Source organism: Qipengyuania gaetbuli (assembly GCF_020171365.1).
GTDB lineage: Bacteria > Pseudomonadota > Alphaproteobacteria > Sphingomonadales > Sphingomonadaceae > Qipengyuania > Qipengyuania gaetbuli_B.
This window is the reverse complement of record NZ_JAIUZO010000002.1, coordinates 639,042-656,571: the sequence shown is the minus strand read 5'-3', so window position 1 is coordinate 656,571 and position 17,530 is coordinate 639,042. Positions and strand designations below refer to the sequence as shown.

General features: G+C 64.2%; 25 protein-coding genes. 12 read left to right on the top strand and 13 right to left on the bottom strand.

Annotated elements, in window-relative coordinates:
• Nucleotides 1-47 precede the first annotated feature (47 nt).
• The 13 genes from LCL94_RS03810 to LCL94_RS03750 all read right to left on the bottom strand — a co-directional run bounded on the left by LCL94_RS03810 (nt 48) and on the right by LCL94_RS03750 (nt 4,590).
• A complete protein-coding gene (locus LCL94_RS03810) occupies nt 48-398 on the bottom strand; it encodes a YbaN family protein (protein WP_224831053.1) in 351 nt (116 codons plus the stop codon).
• Nucleotide 399: 1 nt separating this feature from the next.
• Nucleotides 400-807 (bottom strand): SufE family protein, encoded by a 408-nt coding sequence (locus LCL94_RS03805; protein ID WP_222554193.1) that lies wholly within the window; start codon nt 805-807, stop codon nt 400-402.
• Nucleotides 808-850: 43 nt separating this feature from the next.
• Entirely contained in the window at nt 851-1,024 is a 174-nt protein-coding gene (locus tag LCL94_RS03800) for a hypothetical protein (protein ID WP_170290010.1), read from the bottom strand.
• Nucleotides 1,021-1,257 carry a hypothetical protein gene (locus LCL94_RS03795; RefSeq protein WP_222553852.1) on the bottom strand — a complete coding sequence of 79 codons (237 nt, stop codon included), beginning with the start codon at nt 1,255-1,257 and terminating at the stop codon, nt 1,021-1,023. The genes LCL94_RS03800 and LCL94_RS03795 overlap by 4 nt, the downstream gene beginning before the upstream one ends.
• A gap of 24 nt (nt 1,258-1,281) precedes the next feature.
• A complete protein-coding gene (locus LCL94_RS03790; RefSeq protein ID WP_224831052.1) occupies nt 1,282-1,581 on the bottom strand; it encodes a hypothetical protein in 300 nt (99 codons plus the stop codon).
• Nucleotides 1,578-1,892: a hypothetical protein gene (locus tag LCL94_RS03785; RefSeq protein WP_224831051.1), complete on the bottom strand. Its 315-nt coding sequence runs from the start codon at nt 1,890-1,892 to the stop codon at nt 1,578-1,580. Before LCL94_RS03785 ends, LCL94_RS03790 begins: the two co-directional genes overlap by 4 nt.
• The gene (locus LCL94_RS03780; protein ID WP_224831050.1) at nt 1,892-2,203 is read right to left on the bottom strand and encodes a hypothetical protein; all 312 of its coding nucleotides are present in this window, start codon (nt 2,201-2,203) and stop codon (nt 1,892-1,894) included. Before LCL94_RS03780 ends, LCL94_RS03785 begins: the two co-directional genes overlap by 1 nt.
• Nucleotides 2,203-2,541: a hypothetical protein gene (locus LCL94_RS03775; protein ID WP_224831049.1), complete on the bottom strand. Its 339-nt coding sequence runs from the start codon at nt 2,539-2,541 to the stop codon at nt 2,203-2,205. Before LCL94_RS03775 ends, LCL94_RS03780 begins: the two co-directional genes overlap by 1 nt.
• Nucleotides 2,541-2,810, bottom strand: a complete 270-nt coding sequence (locus LCL94_RS03770; protein ID WP_412070788.1) for a hypothetical protein — start codon at nt 2,808-2,810, stop codon at nt 2,541-2,543. The genes LCL94_RS03775 and LCL94_RS03770 overlap by 1 nt, the downstream gene beginning before the upstream one ends.
• 66 nt (nt 2,811-2,876) lie before the next feature.
• Nucleotides 2,877-3,254 carry an envelope stress response membrane protein PspC gene (pspC, locus tag LCL94_RS03765; RefSeq protein ID WP_160607984.1) on the bottom strand — a complete coding sequence of 126 codons (378 nt, stop codon included), beginning with the start codon at nt 3,252-3,254 and terminating at the stop codon, nt 2,877-2,879.
• The gene (gene pspB / locus LCL94_RS03760) at nt 3,251-3,553 is read right to left on the bottom strand and encodes an envelope stress response membrane protein PspB (RefSeq protein ID WP_160607982.1); all 303 of its coding nucleotides are present in this window, start codon (nt 3,551-3,553) and stop codon (nt 3,251-3,253) included. Before pspB ends, pspC begins: the two co-directional genes overlap by 4 nt.
• Before the next feature lie 3 nt (nt 3,554-3,556).
• On the bottom strand, nt 3,557-4,342 hold the full coding sequence (gene pspA, locus LCL94_RS03755) for a phage shock protein PspA (protein WP_226700009.1): 786 nt from the start codon (nt 4,340-4,342) through the stop codon (nt 3,557-3,559).
• Nucleotides 4,343-4,437: 95 nt separating this feature from the next.
• Nucleotides 4,438-4,590 (bottom strand): hypothetical protein, encoded by a 153-nt coding sequence (locus tag LCL94_RS03750; RefSeq protein WP_170290009.1) that lies wholly within the window; start codon nt 4,588-4,590, stop codon nt 4,438-4,440.
• Nucleotides 4,591-4,750: 160 nt separating this feature from the next.
• Between LCL94_RS03750 and pspF the strand changes: the two genes are divergently transcribed.
• The 12 genes from pspF (at nt 4,751) to LCL94_RS03690 (ending at nt 17,530) form a co-directional block, all read left to right on the top strand.
• The gene (pspF, locus tag LCL94_RS03745) at nt 4,751-5,779 is read left to right on the top strand and encodes a phage shock protein operon transcriptional activator (protein ID WP_224831048.1); all 1,029 of its coding nucleotides are present in this window, start codon (nt 4,751-4,753) and stop codon (nt 5,777-5,779) included.
• Nucleotides 5,780-5,905: 126 nt separating this feature from the next.
• Nucleotides 5,906-6,754 (top strand): hypothetical protein, encoded by an 849-nt coding sequence (locus LCL94_RS03740; protein ID WP_224831047.1) that lies wholly within the window; start codon nt 5,906-5,908, stop codon nt 6,752-6,754.
• Nucleotides 6,755-7,018: 264 nt separating this feature from the next.
• Entirely contained in the window at nt 7,019-8,545 is a 1,527-nt protein-coding gene (locus LCL94_RS03735) for a type II secretion system protein GspD (RefSeq protein ID WP_224831046.1), read from the top strand.
• A gap of 238 nt (nt 8,546-8,783) precedes the next feature.
• The gene (locus LCL94_RS03730) at nt 8,784-9,905 is read left to right on the top strand and encodes a S8 family serine peptidase (protein ID WP_224831045.1); all 1,122 of its coding nucleotides are present in this window, start codon (nt 8,784-8,786) and stop codon (nt 9,903-9,905) included.
• 202 nt (nt 9,906-10,107) lie between these two features.
• Complete coding sequence (gene rimP, locus LCL94_RS03725) at nt 10,108-10,665, top strand: ribosome maturation protein RimP (protein WP_224831044.1); 558 nt, start codon at nt 10,108-10,110, stop codon at nt 10,663-10,665.
• Nucleotides 10,665-12,329, top strand: coding sequence for a transcription termination factor NusA (gene nusA / locus LCL94_RS03720; protein ID WP_160607972.1), 1,665 nt, complete (start codon nt 10,665-10,667; stop codon nt 12,327-12,329). The genes rimP and nusA overlap by 1 nt, the downstream gene beginning before the upstream one ends.
• Nucleotides 12,310-13,074 (top strand): DUF448 domain-containing protein, encoded by a 765-nt coding sequence (locus LCL94_RS03715; RefSeq protein ID WP_224831043.1) that lies wholly within the window; start codon nt 12,310-12,312, stop codon nt 13,072-13,074. Before nusA ends, LCL94_RS03715 begins: the two co-directional genes overlap by 20 nt.
• Entirely contained in the window at nt 13,071-15,569 is a 2,499-nt protein-coding gene (gene infB, locus LCL94_RS03710; RefSeq protein ID WP_224831042.1) for a translation initiation factor IF-2, read from the top strand. The genes LCL94_RS03715 and infB overlap by 4 nt, the downstream gene beginning before the upstream one ends.
• Nucleotides 15,566-15,988, top strand: a complete 423-nt coding sequence (locus LCL94_RS03705) for a PaaI family thioesterase (protein ID WP_318245564.1) — start codon at nt 15,566-15,568, stop codon at nt 15,986-15,988. Before infB ends, LCL94_RS03705 begins: the two co-directional genes overlap by 4 nt.
• The gene (locus LCL94_RS03700) at nt 15,988-16,542 is read left to right on the top strand and encodes a DUF1697 domain-containing protein (RefSeq protein ID WP_224831041.1); all 555 of its coding nucleotides are present in this window, start codon (nt 15,988-15,990) and stop codon (nt 16,540-16,542) included. Before LCL94_RS03705 ends, LCL94_RS03700 begins: the two co-directional genes overlap by 1 nt.
• Nucleotides 16,542-16,946: a 30S ribosome-binding factor RbfA gene (gene rbfA / locus LCL94_RS03695; protein ID WP_224831040.1), complete on the top strand. Its 405-nt coding sequence runs from the start codon at nt 16,542-16,544 to the stop codon at nt 16,944-16,946. Before LCL94_RS03700 ends, rbfA begins: the two co-directional genes overlap by 1 nt.
• Nucleotides 16,946-17,530 (top strand): thymidine kinase, encoded by a 585-nt coding sequence (locus LCL94_RS03690; protein ID WP_224831039.1) that lies wholly within the window; start codon nt 16,946-16,948, stop codon nt 17,528-17,530. Before rbfA ends, LCL94_RS03690 begins: the two co-directional genes overlap by 1 nt.

Genomic DNA, 17,530 nt, shown 5'->3' with positions numbered 1-17,530 from the left:
GTCTTGTGGCACTCTAACGGGCTGAAACTGCGCGCGTTCCCGCCTGCCTATTCGTTGCGCGTTGCGATCCAGCTTCCGGCAACAACCAGGATGGCGAGCGAGATGTAGTACCAGGGCGCGCCCAGAGTGAACCAGGTGAAGACCGCGCCTGTCGCCATGGCGCCGATCGCCATCGTCTTCGCACGGCGGCTGATGGCCCGGCGCTCGCGCCAGTCGAGAACCTGCGGGCCCCAGTGCGGATGGTCGAGGATCTTCTTTTCCAGTTCCGGGCTGGACCGAGCGAAGAAATAGACCGCCAGCAGCAGGAACGGCACGGTCGGCATGATCGGCAGGAACGCGCCGATCGCGCCGAGGCCGACGGCAAGGAAACCGAATGCGCGGTAGATATGCCGGCGCATCCTACCCCGCAGCTATCCGCGCCGCATGCTCTTTGACGAGCGCGATCATGTTGGGCACGCCCTGCGTGCGGTTGCTCGACAGCTGGTTCCTGAGGTCGAAGGGTTCGAGCGCGGCAGTCACGTCCATTTGCGCCACTTCCGCTGCCGGCTTGTCCTGCACGGCCGCGATGACGAGCGACACGATGCCCTTGGTGATGGCCGCATTGCTGTCGGCAAGGAAATGCAGCCGCTCGGCATCGCCCGTGGGATAGACCCAGACTGCGGCGGAACATCCGCGTACCAGTGTCGCATCGGTCTTGAGCGCGTCGGGCATGGGCTCGAGCTCGCGGCCCAGCTCGATCAGCAGGCGATAGCGTTCGTCGCCTTCGAGAAAGTCGTATTCTTCGGCAATGTCGGAAAGAGTGCGCATGGGCGCGGCATCTAGCCAGCGAAACACGCTGCGTCCATCGGCGTCAGCCGGACAGCCCGCCGGGACGGGTGAATGCATAATAGATGACGTAGAACCATCCGAAGAAGCCCTGGAGGATGGCCCAGAGGATCGACTGGTGCTGGCTCCACGAGATGGCGACCGCGATGGCGCTGCCAAGGCCGATGCCCGCCTGCGCGGCGTTGTTGGTCGCGCTCACAGGTCCACCCCGCTGGCGATCGCCTCGAGCTTCTTGATGCGTTCGCGCAGGTCGGCGAGCTCGATCCGGGCGGCGCCCATTGCGCTGCCTTCGTCTTCGCGCGGGCCTTCCTCGCGTTCGAGTTCGCGGCGCTTGTACTCCATCCAGTCATGCCATGCGCGGAGCAGGGCTCCTGCCACGATGACCAGGCCGATCAGCGAAGCTGCCGCGACGACGATAGTCGGTTCGAACATTTCCCCATGTCCTCCTTGACCGTGTTATTCCTTGCTGCCGGTCGGAGCCTGCTTGTCGCGCAGGGCCTCGATTTCGGCAGCGATCCTTTTTGTTTCGGTCGTGTCGAGCGAATTGTCGTCGGTGGCGATCCGTTCGAGCACCTTGATGCGTTCGCGCAGGTCTTCCAGCTCGCGCTGGGCCGCTTCGTCGACCTGCGGGCTACCGAAAGTCTCGTTGCCCATGAAGTCGCGGGTGATGCCTTTTTCCGAGCGGTACCGGGCCTTGAAGACCTCGGCGACCGCACAGACGACGGCGATCAGGAAGATGGCAGTCCAGAAATTCATCGTGCTGCCTCGCGTGGTGCGGTGCGGTCCTCGATGGCCTGCAGGTCGCGCAGTTCCTCGATCTGCGAGGCGAGAGCGTGATTGCTGTCGGTCGCGATGCGTTCGAGGACCCGGACCCGCTCTTCGAGCGTGCCGTAGTCGCCCTTGGTGAAGCGGGCCTGTTCCGCCTTCGCCTCTTCGGCGCGGGCTTCCAGCTCAAGCTTGCGCTCTTCGTGCCTGACCTGGCTGCGGTGGATCACGATCCCGGTCGCGAATGCGAGGGTCGAAATCACGAGGACGAAGCCGAAAATGACGAGCAGGTTCGCGTCCATCAGTTCGTTTCCTTACGGTCGCGCAGGCGGTCGATCTCGCTGGTGAGGTGATAGCCGCTGTCGGTCACGATTCGCTCGACATTGCCAAGGCGGTCCTTGAGCGAGCCCAGTTCGGCGCGCAGTTCGGCGTTTTCCTGCGTCAGCAGCTTCACGCGCTCGACCGCCTGATCGTTCTTGGGATAGATCGGCTTGCCCCAGCTGCTTTCCAGCGGATAGCCGTTCTTGATCCGCATCCAGGTCGTTGCGACCCAGCCCAGCGTCAGCATGCCCACGCCGACGATCACTGCGGTTTCGGTGATCGGGAAATCCATTATGCCTTCTCCCTTTCGGTGATGTTCAGCGGGGTAGCGGCATCCGCAGTGCGGCTGTCGCGCAGGGCTTCGATTTCGGCGCCGACGGTATAGCCCTTGTCGGTCACGATCCGCTCTAGCACCTGCATCCGCTTGTCGACCTTGGTCAGCAGTGCACGCAGTTCCGCGTTTTCGGCCCGCAGCTTGCTTGCTTCCGCGCTGTCGGCCCGTTCGGTCTTGCCGCCGAATTCGTCTTCGAGAGCGTAGCCGTGCTTGGCGCGGACCCAGTTGTTGATGACCCAGGCACCGTAGCTGAGCGCGACAAGGGCGACGACGAAGGCAGGTCCTCCGAATTCCATCACACGTTCTCCCGCTTGGTCATGTCGAGCGGCACGCCGCTGCCGGTGTCATCTACGCGGCGCTGGTCGCGCAGCGCTTCGATCTGGGTGGCGACGTCGTAGCCCTTGTCGGTCACGATCCGCTCGAGCACCTTCACGCGGTCTTCGAGTTTCTGCACCTGGCTGGCGTATTGCGCAGCGCGTTCGGCGGTGTTCTGGGCGGTGGCATCGACCTGCATCTCTGCAATCTTCTGCTTGTGCTTGGTCCACAAGGCGGTGATCGGGATCATGCAGCCCATGATGATGCCTATGATCGGTATCAATTCACCCACGGTAGCTCTCCCCTCGGCTGCGGCTCAGCGCAGGCGTTCGATTTCCGCGTTGAGGCGCGGGTTGCTGCTGACGTAGAAGGTTTCGACGTCGGCCAGGCGGCGGTCGATGTCCTTCATCCGGGCGCGGATTTCGCGAGCGGTCCGCTTGGGGTTCTGGCGCACGCCCTGCCAGTAGCGCTGCTCGGCAGGCTCGGAGTAGAGGTGCGGGGGCTTCTTGTTCAGCAGGATGCCGGCAATGAAGTAGAACGGGATGGTCGAACCGCCGGTCATGAAGGTCAGGCCCAGGAAACCGAGACGGATCCAGAAGACGTTGACGCCGGTGTAGTCCGCGATGCCCGAGCACACGCCCATGAGCTTCGCATTCTGCTTGTCCCTGTAGAGAGTGGTGCGGGGCGAGTTCACTGCGATGCTCCTTTCTTTTCGGCGATCAGCTGTTCGAGTTCGCGCAGCTGCTGGTTGTCCTTTTCGCTGTCGTGGACGAGGCGGGCGGGACGGAAATCGGGGTTGTCGGAAGCGACCAGGCGCTCGACCGTGTCCATGCGATCATCGAGACGCTTGGCGAGGTTGTAGAGCTCTTCGAGCAGGGCCTCGTCGTCAGTCGTGATCGTTGCCGCGGTCTTCCACTTGGTTACGTAGTGGAGGATGATCCACGGCAGGAAGACGAAGATCGCCATGATTGCCAGGATGTCTTCGAAGTCCATGTCTTAGTTCCCCTGTTCGTCGGCGCTGCCCTTGCCGAGCGCCTTTTTCATTTCTGCAAGTTCGTCGTCGATCGCATCGGCGCCTTCCAGCGCGGCGATTTCGTCGGCGAGGCTGGGCTTTCCGCTGTTGTCTGCAATCGAGAGTGCGTCGGCGCGGCCTTCGGCATAGTCGACGCGGCGTTCCAGCTGGTCGAAGCGGCTGAGCGCATCGTCCACGCGTTCTTCGGTCATCAGGCTGCGCAGCTTGACGCGGTTCTCGGCGCTTTCGAGGCGCGCCGCGATGGCGGTCTGGCGGCTGCGTGCCTCGCGCAGGCGGTTCTGCAGCTTCTGGATGTCCTGCTCATAGGCGCGCAGTGCATCGTCGAGCACAGCGATTTCCTGCTTGAGCTGGTCGGACATGTCGGCCGCCTTCTTCTTTTCGACCAGCGCCGCACGGGCGAGGTCTTCGCGGTCCTTCGACAGGGCCAGCTGAGCCTTTTCGGCCCAGTCGGCCTGGAGCCTGTCCAGCTTGACCGTATGGCGATGCATCTCCTTCTGGTCGGCGATAGTGCGCGCGGCACTGGCGCGGACTTCGACCAGGGTTTCCTCCATTTCGAGGATGATCATGCGGATCATCTTCTGGGGGTCGTCCGCCTTGTCGAGCATGTCGTTGAAGTTGGCGGCGATGATGTCGCGGGTTCGGCTGAAAATGCCCATCAAGGGTGCTCCGGTTGAAAAGAACTCGTTGATCTTCGTATTCACGGCTTCGGGATTGGTCCACTCGCGTGCCCGCTGCGCCTCGCGGTCGATCCGTGCGAGACGCACGCCGGAGGACTGGCGGGGGCGGGCCGGAGCGCGGGGACTGTCGGGAGTTGTGCGCTCCGGCCCTAGGGGTGAACTGTCGGTCACGCGATTTCTACCTGTTCGTAGGACGCCAGGGTCGCCACGGGCGCAGTCACCGCGATCTGCGAACTCAGCACGACGAAGGCGGTCATCGCAGCGATGCTGGCGAGTGCGGCCTGTCCGAGCTGGCTGCGGAAGAATTGGCGGCTGTACATTGTGGTCCTCCCTGGACATCGATTGCTTCGTTGTCCTGTGTTCAGCAAAGGGCGTGCCAAACTCGATTTTCCGCTGATTTCCGTCCTTTCCCTAGCTAATCGACGAACGACATATTGGTGCCTGTTGCCAACCCTTGGTGAAATTCACTATCTATTGGTCATGGAGCGGGAGAACCAGTTCATCGGCCAGTCCGGCGCCTTCCTCGATGCGGTCGAGCGGACCAGCCGCGCGGCCCCCATGCGGCGTCCCGTCCTGGTCATCGGCGAGCGCGGTACGGGCAAGGAACTCATCGCCGAACGCCTCCATCGCCTGTCTACACGGTGGGACGAACCGCTCGTCACCATGAACTGCGCCGCGCTGCCCGAGACCCTGATCGAATCCGAACTGTTCGGTCACGAGGCGGGTGCGTTCACCGGCGCTACCAGATCCCGCGCGGGCAGGTTCGAGGAAGCCGACAAAGGCACGCTGTTTCTCGACGAACTGGGCACGCTGTCGATGGGCGCACAGGAACGGCTGTTGCGCGCCGTGGAATATGGCGAGGTCACGCGCATCGGTTCCTCGCGGCCGATCCGGGTCGACGTGCGCATTGTCGCCGCCACCAACGAAGACCTGCCCGCCAAGGCCGAGCGCGGCGAGTTTCGCGCCGACCTGCTCGACCGGCTCAGTTTCGAGGTCATTACTCTTCCGCCCTTGCGCGTACGCGAAGGGGATATCGGCGTGCTAGCCGACTATTTCGGGCGCCGCATGGGTGCCGAACTCGGCTGGGAAGCCTGGCCGGGCTTCAGCGAGCACGTGCGCGAACAGCTCGAAAACTATCCGTGGCCGGGCAATGTGCGCGAATTGCGCAATGTGGTTGAACGCGCAGTCTATCGCTGGGACGACTGGGGCAACCCGATCGGCCATGTCCAGTTCGACCCGTTCGACAGCCCGTGGAAACCGCTCTCGCCCACTCCGGCCAAGCCGCGCACCGATGCCGCGCCCGCTGCTTCCGTCGCAGAGCCTGCTGCGGAGCTCGACAATGTCGACGATTTGCGTTCCGCGGTCGATGCGCATGAGCGCCTGATCCTCGAGCATGCGCTGGGCAAGCACCGCTGGAACCAGCGCCAGACGGCGAAAGCCCTCGGTCTCAGCTACGACCAGCTGCGCCATGCCATCAAGAAGCACGCCCTGATGGAAGAGCAGGGCTAACGCCCCGGCAGGGTTACCGACGGGCCCCGTTTCGTTAGGCTTCTTTCTCAGCCATCCCCCTTATGCCGCGGTTAGCCGTTGGCGCGCATTCTCCCCGCTCGAACGCAAATGCATTGGGGGGACACCATGACCACAACTCGCCTGCGCCGCTTCGGCACGATCACCGCACTCGGCTGTGCCACGCTCGCAGCAACCGGCGCATCGGCGCATCACGCCTGGAGCACCTATGCGTGGAATTTCGACGGCACGGCGGTGAGCGTCGCGGTGGTCGACAACACCAGCGCCCAGTGGCGCTCCTACGTGCAGGAGGCCGTCGGGGACTGGAATGCCTCGGAAGTGATCGAGGCTCCGCTGGAATACGGCAACAACTCGTCCTGCGCGATGACGACCAACACCATCCAGGTCTGCAACGCCGATTACGGGGCGAACGGCTGGCTCGGCCTTGCGAGCATCGCGCTGTCGGGCGGCAAGATCGTTGCCGGGACGACCAAGCTGAACGACAATTACTTCAACCGCGAGGCGTACGATACCTATAGCTGGCGCCAGCTCGTCACCTGCCAGGAAATCGGGCACGACTACGGCCTTGGCCACCAGAACGAGAATTTCAGCACCGACGAGACGACGTCCTGCATGGAATACACCAGCTGGCCGCAGGATAACGAGCATCCCGACTTCCACGACTACGAGCAGCTGGTGGCCATCTACACCGGTTCGACCGGCGGCGGGGGTGACACCGGCGGTGGCGGCGGAGGCAAGGGCGGCGGCAAGGGCGGCGGCGGAAAGGGCGGTGGCAAGGGCAAGAACACCCGCATGAGCTTGCCCGATGTCGGCAATACGCCGACCAGCTGGGGGCGCCCTGTCGGCTACCTTCCCAATGGCAAGCCGCACCTGTTCGTGAAGGAAAGCAACGGGATGAAATTCATCACCCATGTCACCTGGGCGCCCGACGAGGGCGAACATGACCACGGCCATTGAGAAGGTCGCGCCGGGTCCAAGTGCCTGCCCTGTCCCGGTCGATGCCGGGGCGGGGCAGTCTCTTTTTGGTGCAGGGGCAAGAAATCGTCGCGAACCGATTGTCGTACTGTCGTAATCTTGCCACGACACGGGGGATTTCTTCCCGAGAGTGTTGCCGTGCGTAAGGAGTGCGGTATGCAGGGGTCTGGGACTGGGAATACGTAATTGATGGCACTGGTGAGGGCCCGGGTCGCAGGGCGCCATACCCTACTTGTTTATTGCCTGATGGCAGTCGCTGCATTTGCAGCGCTTGTCGGTGCACCCCTGCACGCGCAAGTCGTTCCTTCGGTTCTGGAAGAGGTTCGCCTCGTGTCCGAAGATGCGGGCGGTTCGGACTTCCTCCTGCGCTTTTCCCCTGCCGAGCCGCGTATCGCCACGCTCGACGAAAACCCCACCCGTCCCGAACTCGTCATGGCCACCACGCTCAAGGTGGGACGGGTGCCCAATCGCCAGAGCTACCGCGGCCTAGTGCGCTCGATCCAGTTCGTGACCGAGGGCAGCAGCCTCGTGATGCGGTTCGACACCGCGCGTCCCGCGCGTATCCGGGCGGAGCAGATGGGCAATTTTGCCGTGCAGGTTCGCGTGGAGCAGGTCAGCAATGAAGAAACCATCGGCACGCGCCCCATCGGCTCCGAAGGCGAGGACGTGGTTCCCCAGCAGGAATTGCAGCGCGGGCCGGTCGACAGTTACCAGCCGGGCGATTCCTACGAACTGGTGTTCCTGAAATACGCCGACGTGTCGGAAATCGTCGGGCTCCTGGCCGAAGGCGCGGAAATCGCCCCCAATGACGTGTTCATCCGCCGCGAACCCGGCTTCGGATCGCCGGGTGCGACGCAGGCCAACTCCTATATCGGACAGAGCCGCCCGGTCGAACAGGAGGCCAAGCCGCTCGGTCAGAACGTCGGCAGCGGCCTGGCCGTCGATCGCCGTCTCAACGCGATCTGGATCACCGGCACGCCCGAGCGGATCGAGCGCGTCAAGCGCCAGATCGAGCTGATCGACGTGCCCGTCGACAGCGTCATTCTCGAAACACAATTCGTTGAACTGACCGAAACCGGTGCGCGCAACCTCGGCATCGATTTCACCAATTCGAACGGTCAGATCGCGGTCGGCAATATCGCGACCGGCGGCTTCCTGCCTTTCGGAGTCGATCCGGAAGACATCCTGCCGTCGGGCCAGATCCAGGCCGCCATCTATGCCCAGATCCAGAAAGGGGAGGGGCGGATCGTTTCGCGCCCGCGGATTGCAGCGCAGAGCGGGTCGACCGCGAAGATCATCACCGGCGATGCCTTGCCGATCCTGACCTCGATCCAGCTGTCGGGCGTCAACGGCGTGTCGCAGCAGGTCCAGTACGTGAATGTCGGCGTGACCCTGCAGATTGCCCCGCGGGTCAGCACGGATGGCTACATCACCTCGAAGATCTACGGCGTCGTCTCCAGCGTGACGGGTTTCAGCCAGGGCTATCCCACGATCAGCCAGCGCGAGGCCGAAACCAGCGCCTCGGTGCGTGACGGGGAAACCTTCGTGATCGGCGGGCTGACGCAGGAAAACGTGCTGACCACCAAGTCGAAGATCCCGCTGCTCGGCGATATCCCGCTGATCGGCAATGTCTTCCGCACCGAAAGGTCGACCAGCACGACCACCGAACTCTACATCGTCATAACTCCGCGCATCGTTCGCCATCGCCGGTTCGAAAACCAGCCGCCGAACGAAGAAGAAACGGAAATGTCCGGAGAATTGCAGCCCGAATAAAAGACCGTTACCAATTATTGCTGCTTTTTACTTGCAAGGCTTTGAGCATTAGTTCTCGGCCTGTTTTCTGTGCGAACAAAAAACTCCCGTATTGTGATAAATTCACAACAGACGTATATTTAATTGGAAATTAGTCTCGTTTTCGTCTGCCGCTTGACTCGACAGGTCGAAATTGCCGGTTAGAACTTTCCAATCAGTTCAGTGCGGGTCGCGCGCTGCTGAATTTCGGAGGGACTACATGAAAGCCAAGACCCTGGCCGCTCTCGCGGCGCTTCCCATGCTGGCGCTCGCTGCCCCGGCTCAGGCCCAGCAGGCCGGCGACAAGATCGCCAACAGCTATATTTGCGTCTTCGACAAGACCGTCTCGCGCGGCAATGCGAAGGCCGAAGCCATGCGTGCCGCCCAGGCCGAAGCCGCCCAGGTCAAGCACGTCTATTCGGTCGCGGTGAAGGGCTTTGCCGTGAACGCGGCTCCGCAGGCTGTCGAGAACATGCAGCGCAAGAATGCCAACATCGCCTATTGCGAGCAGGACCAGGTTGTCACGGCTATCGGCGTCCAGGGTCGCGGCAAGCCCGGCGGCGGCGGCGGCGGTTCGCAGCCTGCGCAGGAAACGCCCTGGGGCATCGCCCGCGTGAACGGCGGCGGCGCAGGCAGCTTCGCGACCGCATGGGTCATCGACAGCGGCATCCAGCTCGACCACCCCGATCTCAACGTCGACGTTGCGCGTTCGGCCAGCTTCCTCTCGCGCGGCGATGCCAATGACGAGAACGGCCACGGTACGCACGTCGCCGGCACGATCGCAGCCATCGACAACAGCATCGGCGTCATCGGCGTTGCACCGGGTGCGCCGGTCGTTTCGGTCCGCGTGCTCGACCGCCGCGGCTCGGGCTCGACCTCGGGCGTTGTCGCCGGCATCGACTATGTGGCGCAGTTCGGCCGTCCGGGCGACGTTGCCAACATGAGCCTCGGCGGCGGTGTCAGCACCACGCTCGACAATGCCGTTATCGCAGCCGCAGCCGGCGGTGTCCGTTTCGCCCTTGCAGCAGGCAACGAAAGCGACAATGCGAACAACCACTCGCCGGCCCGTGCCAACGGCCCGAACGTCTACACCGTTTCGTCCTTCGCGATCGGTGACAACTGGTCGAGCTTCTCGAACTACGGCAACCCGCCGGTCGACTTTGCGGAGCCGGGTTCGTCGATCAAATCGACCTGGACCGGCAGCGGCTACAACACCATCAGCGGCACCTCGATGGCTACGCCGCACCTCGCCGGCATCCTGCTGCAGGGTGCTGTCGGCAACGGCGGCCGCGTCAACGGCGATCCGGACGGCAACCCCGACGTGATCGGTGTCGTCCAGTAAGGTCGACCGCCAATCGGAAAATGGGAAGGGCCCGGTTCACGCCGGGCCCTTTTTCTTTGCGCTTGATTTACACGGTCCCTGCGCCTATCTGCCCCTCATCCCGACATTGTCGATGACAGAGTGGGGCTGGCGCCGAAAGGGGCCGGCCGAAAACCCTTTGCCGCAACGCCAGTGTCGCAATGAAACCGTAACCGGAGACCGAATGGCCGATCTTGCACGCTTGAACGAAGTCATCGAACCCGAAGCCAAGGCGCTGGGTTTCGATCTCGTGCGCGTGAAGATGATGCCGTCGGAAGCCGGTGACGGCGGTCAGGCGCTGCAGATCATGGCGGAAGACCCGGCGACCGGCCAACTGGTGATCGACCAGTGCGCCGCGCTCTCGCGCCGCGTGTCCGACCGGATCGACGAGTTGGAGGAAAAGGGCGAGGTGCTGATCGAAGGCGCCTACCATCTCGAAGTCAGCTCGCCCGGGATCGACCGGCCGCTCACCCGACCCAAGGATTACGCCAACTGGGCCGGGCACGAGGCCAAGATCTCCATGGTCAAGGGCTATGACGGCCAGCGCACCTACAAGGGCGACCTCAAGGGCCTCGAAGACGGCCGCGTGACGATCGTCGATACCAAGGCGGGTGAAGTCTCGCTCCCGCTCGAAGAAATCCATTCAGCGAAGCTCGTCCTGACCGACGCGCTCATCGCCGCCACCCAGCCGCTCGACACGAGCGGTGCCGAAGACATCGAAGAAGAAAAGGCAGACGACTGATGGCCAGTGCCATTTCCGCCAACAAGGCAGAACTCCTCGCGATCGCGAACGCGGTTGCTTCGGAAAAGATGATCGACAAGTCCATCGTCATCGAGGCGATGGAAGAAGCGATCCAGAAGTCGGCCCGCAACCGTTACGGCGCGGAAAACGACATCCGTGCAAAGCTCGACCCGCAGACCGGTGACCTGCGCCTGTGGCGCGTCGTCGAGGTCGTCGAAGAGGTCGAGGATTATTTCAAGCAGGTGGACCTCAAGCAGGCCGCCAAGCTCGACGCCAATGCCAAGGTCGGCGACTTCATCGTCGATCCGCTGCCCCCGGTCGATCTCGGCCGTATCGACGCGCAGTCGGCCAAGCAGGTGATCTTCCAGAAGGTCCGCGATGCCGAGCGTGAGCGCCAGTTCAACGAATTCCAGGACCGCGCCGGCGAAGTCATCACCGGCGTGATCAAGTCGGTCGAATTCGGCCACGTGATCGTCAACCTCGGCCGTGCCGAAGGCGTCATCCGCCGCGACCAGCAGATCCCGCGCGAAGCCGCCCGTGTCGGCGAGCGTGTCCGCGCGCTCATCACCAAGGTGGAACGCAACAACCGCGGCCCGCAGATCTTCCTGTCCCGCGCGCACCCCGACTTCATGAAGAAGCTGTTCGCGCAGGAAGTGCCCGAAATCTACGACGGCATCATCGAGATCAAGGCCGCCGCCCGCGACCCGGGCAGCCGCGCCAAGATCGGCGTGATCAGCCACGACAGCAGCATCGACCCTGTCGGCGCCTGCGTCGGCATGAAGGGTAGCCGCGTCCAGGCCGTCGTGCAGGAACTGCAGGGCGAAAAGATCGACATCATCCCCTGGTCGGAAGACGGCGCGACCTTCATCGTGAACGCGCTGCAGCCGGCCACCGTCAGCCGCGTGGTCCTCGATGAAGAAGACGGCCGCATCGAAGTCGTCGTGCCCGACGACCAGCTGTCGCTGGCCATCGGCCGCCGCGGCCAGAACGTGCGCCTCGCCAGCCAGCTGACCGGCAACCAGATCGACATCATGACCGAGGAAGAAGCCTCGGAGAAGCGCCAGAAGGAATTCGCCGAGCGCTCGAAGATGTTCGAAGAGGAACTGGACGTCGACGAAACGCTCTCGCAGCTGCTCGTCGCCGAAGGCTTCGCCGATCTCGAGGAAGTCGCCTATGTCGAGCTGGAAGAGCTCGCCGGCATCGAAGGCTTCGACGAGGAACTGGCAGAGGAACTCCAGAGCCGTGCGCAGGAAGCGCTCGATCGCCAGGAAGCCGCGCACCGCGAAACGCGCCGCGAGCTGGGCGTCGAGGACGACCTGGCAGAACTGCCGCACCTCAGCGAAGCCATGCTGGTGACGCTGGGCAAGGCGGGCATCAAGACGCTCGACGACCTGGCCGACCTCGCCACCGACGAACTCATCGCCAAGAAGCGCGAAGCGCCGCGCCGCCGCAACAATGCGGACGGCCCGCCGATGCGCCGCGACCGTCCGATGCGCGAGCAGGACAAGGGCGGCGTGCTGGGCGAATACGGTCTGACCGAAGAGCAGGGCAACGAGATCATCATGGCTGCCCGCGCCCACTGGTTCGAAGACGAAGAGGACGCTGCGGCTCCGGCCGAGGCAACCGACACGCAGGAGGCCGCCGATGCGGACTCCACCCAATGAGCGCCTGAGCCCAGACATCGCTGAAGACTTGCGGCCCCGTAAACCGGAGCCCGCCAAGTCTCGTCCGGAACGCCGCTGCATCCTGACAGGGGAGAGCGGACCGCGCGCGTCGCTGGTCCGCCTCGCCGTCTCGCCTTCCGGCCTGGTCCTGCCCGATGCCCATGAAAAGGCACCGGGGCGGGGCGCTTGGGTCTGTGCCTCGCGCACGATGGTCGAGGAGGCGCTGGCCAACGGCAAGCTCAAGGGCGCGCTGTCGCGTGCCTTCAAGACGGGCGAGCTGGAAATCCCGGAAGACCTGCCGGCCAAGATCGAGGATGCGCTGCGGCGCGTCTTTCTCGACCGGCTGGGGCTCGAAATGCGCGTCGGAGCCCTTATCTTGGGCACGCAGCGCATCGCCGAAACGGCGCGCGGCGGGGGTGTGGCCCTGCTGCTGCACGCCAGCGATGCGAGCGAGGACGGGCGCAAGAAACTCGACCAGGCCTGGCGCGTCGGCGAAGAAGCCGAAGGTTCGGGCATGCGCGGGTGGGAACTCCCACTGGACCGTGACGCATTGTCTGTGGCATTGGGCCGCGACAATGTCGTCCACATGGCGCTGGCCGACGATGCTGCGGTCGCAAGGGTGCTGAGGCCCCTGGAGCGCCTGATGCATTACCTGGGGCAAGACATCCCGGCCGACAATGGGCGCGCGGTTGCGCGCGCCGCTGACGATACGAACGATAAGACGAAGAGAAACGAGCAAGAATGAGCGACGACGACAAGAAACCTGCCCGCAAGCCGCTGACCCTGAAGGGCGCTCAGCCGGGCGAGGTCAAGCAGACCTTCAGCCACGGCCGCACCAACAAGGTCGCGGTCGAGGTGAAGCGCCGCCGCAAGCTCGTGAAACCGGGCGAAGCGCCGCCGCCTCCGCCGCCCGCGGCCCCCGAACCGGCACCTGCGCCGGCCCCGGCTCCGGTCGCGAAGAAGGCTGCGCCCAAGAAGCCCGCGCCGCCTTCCGAAACGCCGCAGGAACGCGTCGCCCGCCTCCAGCGCGAGGCCGAGGAAGAGCGCCTGCGTCTCGCCGAAGAAGCGCGCAAGCGCGACGAGGAAGCCGCCAAGAAGGCTGCCGAGGACGAGAAGAAGCGCGCCGAGGACAACCGCAAGGCAGAAGAAGCCGCCGAGAAGCAGGCCAAGGAAGCTGCCAAGGCCGCTCCTGCCGAACAGCCTGCCGAAGTGGAAGAAACCTCCGACGACGGCACGCCGACGCCTGCCCCGCGCAAGTTTACGCCGGTCAAGCGCCCCGAAATCAAGAAGCCCGAGCGCAAGAAGAAGGACGACAAGCCGGTTCGCGCCGAAGAACGTCCGGACAAGCGCCGTTCGGGCAAGCTGACGGTCAACAAGGCCCTTAACGACGACGAAGGCCGCCGTGCACGCAGCCTCGCCGCGCTGAAGCGTGCCCGCGAGAAGGAGCGCCGCCTGCAGGGTGGCGGTTCGAACAAGCCGCGTGAAAAGCAGGTCCGCGACGTGGTCGTGCCCGAAGCGATCACCGTAGGTGAGCTGGCCAAGCGCATGGGCGAGAAGGGCGCCGACCTGGTGAAGGAGCTCTTCAACCTCGACATGATGGTCACCGTCAACCAGACGATCGACCAGGATACGGCGGAACTGCTCGTCGAACAGTTCGGCCACAACATCCAGAAGGTGTCCGAGGCCGACGTCGACATCCAGAACGAAGAGGACGTCGATCCGGAAGACACGCTGAAGCCGCGTCCCCCGGTGGTCACAATCATGGGCCACGTCGACCACGGCAAGACCAGCCTGCTCGACGCGCTTCGCGGCGCCAATGTCGTGAAGGGCGAAGCCGGCGGCATCACCCAGCACATCGGCAGCTACCAGGTGAAGACCAAGGGCGGCGACCTGATTACCTTCCTCGACACGCCGGGCCACGCTGCGTTCACCGAAATGCGCCAGCGCGGCGCCAACGTGACCGACATCGTGGTGCTGGTGGTGGCGGCCGACGACGGCATCATGCCGCAGACGATCGAAGCCATCAATCACACCAAGGCCGCAGGCGTCCCGATGATCGTGGCCATCAACAAGATGGACAAGCCGGAAGCCGATCCGAACAACATCCGCAGCCGCCTGCTCGAACACGAGGTCATCGTGGAAGCCATGTCGGGCGACGTGCAGGACGTGGAAATTTCGGCCAAGGCCAAGACCGGTCTCGACGATCTGCTCGAAAAGATCGCGCTGCAGGCCGAACTGCTCGAACTGAAGGCGAACCCCGACCGCATGGCGGAAGCGACCGTCATCGAAGCGCAGCTCGACAAGGGCCGCGGTCCGGTGGCGACCGTGCTGGTCAATCGCGGTACGCTGAAGCGCGGCGACACTTTCGTCGTGGGTACCGAGAGCGGCCGTGTCCGCGCGATCGTCAACGACCAGGGCAAGCAGATCAAGGAAGCCGGCCCCTCCATGCCGGTCGAGGTCCTCGGCCTCGGCGGCGTGCCGCGTGCAGGCGATGTCCTGACCGTGGTCGAGAACGAACAGCGTGCGCGCGAAGTCGCGGCCTATCGCCAGGAAAAGGCAACCGAAAAGCGCACCGCGCTCGCCCCGACCAGCTTCGACACCATGTTCAACAACCTTGCCTCGAACGTGATCGAATTCCCGGTCGTCGTGAAGGCGGACGTGCAGGGTTCGGTCGAAGCGATCGTGACCGCGCTGCACAACCTCTCGAACGACGAGATCAAGGTCCGCGTCCTGCATGCAGGCGTGGGTGCGATCACCGAAAGCGACGTGACGCTGGCCTCGGCCTCGAACGCGCCGATCATCGGCTTCAACGTGCGTCCGAACGCCAAGGCGCGCGAACTGGTGAAGCGCGACGGCGTGGAAATGAAGTATTACGACGTCATCTACCACCTGACCGAGGAAATCGCGAAGGAGATGGCAGGCGAACTGGGTCCGGAGCGGATCGAGAACGTCGTCGGCCGTGCCGCCGTCAAGGAAGTCTTCCGTTCGGGCAAGCGCGACAAGGCCGCCGGCCTGCTGGTCGAGGAAGGCGTCATCCGCAAGGGCCTCCATGCCCGTCTCACGCGCGAGGACGTCATCGTTTCGGCCACCACCATCGCCTCGCTGCGTCGCTTCAAGGACGACGTGGACGAAGTTCGCGCCGGTCTCGAATGCGGCGTGGTCCTTGCCGACACCAACGACATCAAGCCGGGCGACCAGCTCGAGGTGTTCGAGGTCGAGGAGCGTGAACGCACGCTGTGAGCGAAGACCCGACCCGGCACGCCCTCGGCGCCGCACATGCGGACCTGATGGGCGTGGCCTTCGACAGCTTCGATGCGGAGCGTGAGGAAATCACGCTCCGCTTCAATGCCCCGGCCAGTTTCATCACCCCGCGCGGCAGCGTGCAGGGCGGCCTCGTGGCAGGCTTCCTCGACGAGGTGATGGGCTGGGCGCACGTCTGGGCGACCGACCATGCCGAAGCCCCGCTGAACCTCGAAATCAGCATGACCCTGCTGCGCCCGGTCCAGGCTGGACCGCTCATCGGCAAGGGGCGCGTCGTTCGTCGCGGCCGCCGCGTGATCTTCCTCGAAGGCGAATTGTTCGACGAGGCCGGCACGCTGCTTGCCCGGTCGACCAGCACCGCCATTCCCACGCCAAGGCCGGTCGCCGGACAGCGCTGATGGGGCGCGTCGTCGCTTTCCTCGGCAGCATCAATGTCGGCGGTAACCGGATCAGGATGGTCGACCTGGTCGAGGCGTTGGGCGGGGCCGGTTACGAAGGCGTATCGACCGTGGCGGCCAGCGGTAACGTGATCCTGTCGGGCGAGCACGACCCTGCGATGCTGGAAATGCGGCTCGAAAGCGTCGTGGAGCAGCGGTTCGGCTTCAAATCCTGCGCCATGGTCCGCACGGCCGCGGAAATCCGTTCCGCTATCCACGACAACCCGTTCCATGGCACCGGACCCGAACATGGTTCGGACAAGATGGTCCATTCGATCTTCCTCAGCCAGCAGCCCGACAGGGGCGCGGTCGAGGCGCTGATCGAAGAACACAGCGCCAAGGGGAGCGAGCGGCTGGCCGTGGGCAATCGCGTGCTCTTCCTCGACTATGTGCACGGCGTGGGTGTATCGAGCCTGTCGAACAAATTCCTCGAGCGGCGGCTGGGGTGCAAGGGCACTGCGCGCAACATGACCTCGCTCAAACGCATACTGACCAAGATGGAAGAACCCGCCTGATGGCCCGCAACCAGTCCACTCCCGAACAGCAGTCGGTCCGCGTGCTCAAGGTGGGCGAGCGGGTGCGGCACATCCTGTCCGAACTGCTTGCCCGCGGCGAGGCGCATGACGAGGTGCTGTCCGCGTCCAACATCGCCGTGACCGAAGTGCGCATGACGCCAGACCTGCGCAATGCGAAGGCCTATGTGAAGCCGCTGCTGGGGCAGGACGAGGACAAGGTGCTGAAGGCGCTGCGCACCAATACCGCCTTCTTCCAGAAGGAAGTCGCCAAGCGCCTCGGCCTCAAGTTCGCGCCGAAGCTGTCGTTCCAGCCGGACGAGAGCTTCGACGAGGCCGACCGGATCGAGCGCCTGCTCGACGACCCGCGCGTGGCCCGCGACCTCGACGAAGATGGCGATGCCTGATGGCGAAGCTCTATTTCTACTATGCCAGCATGAACGCGGGGAAGAGCTCCACGCTGCTCCAGACCGCGTTCAACTATGGCGAGCGGGGGATGAAGGTTTCGCTGTGGACCGCGGCCATCGATGACCGTCCGGGCTTCGGCGCGATCTCCAGCCGTATCGGGCTGGCCAGCGATGCCAACCGGTACGAGAGCGGCACCGATATCGCGGGCCATGTGCTGGCCCAGCACGCCGAAACGCCGCTCGCCTGCGTGCTGGTGGACGAGGCGCAGTTCCTGACCAAGGAGCAGGTGTGGCAGCTGGCCAATCTTGCCGACAAGCACGGGATCCCGGTGCTTTGCTATGGCCTGCGCACCGATTTCCAGGGCGAGCTGTTTCCCGGCTCCGCTGCGCTTCTCGGTATTGCCGATGCGCTGGTCGAGATGAAGGCGGTGTGCGACTGCGGGCGCAAGGCGACGATGAACCTGCGCGTCGATGCAACCGGCAAGGCTGTGAGCGAAGGCGCGCAGACCGAAATCGGCGGCAACGACCGCTACGTCGCCATGTGCCGCAGGCATTTCTCGCAGGCACTGGCGGGCGAGGGGTGA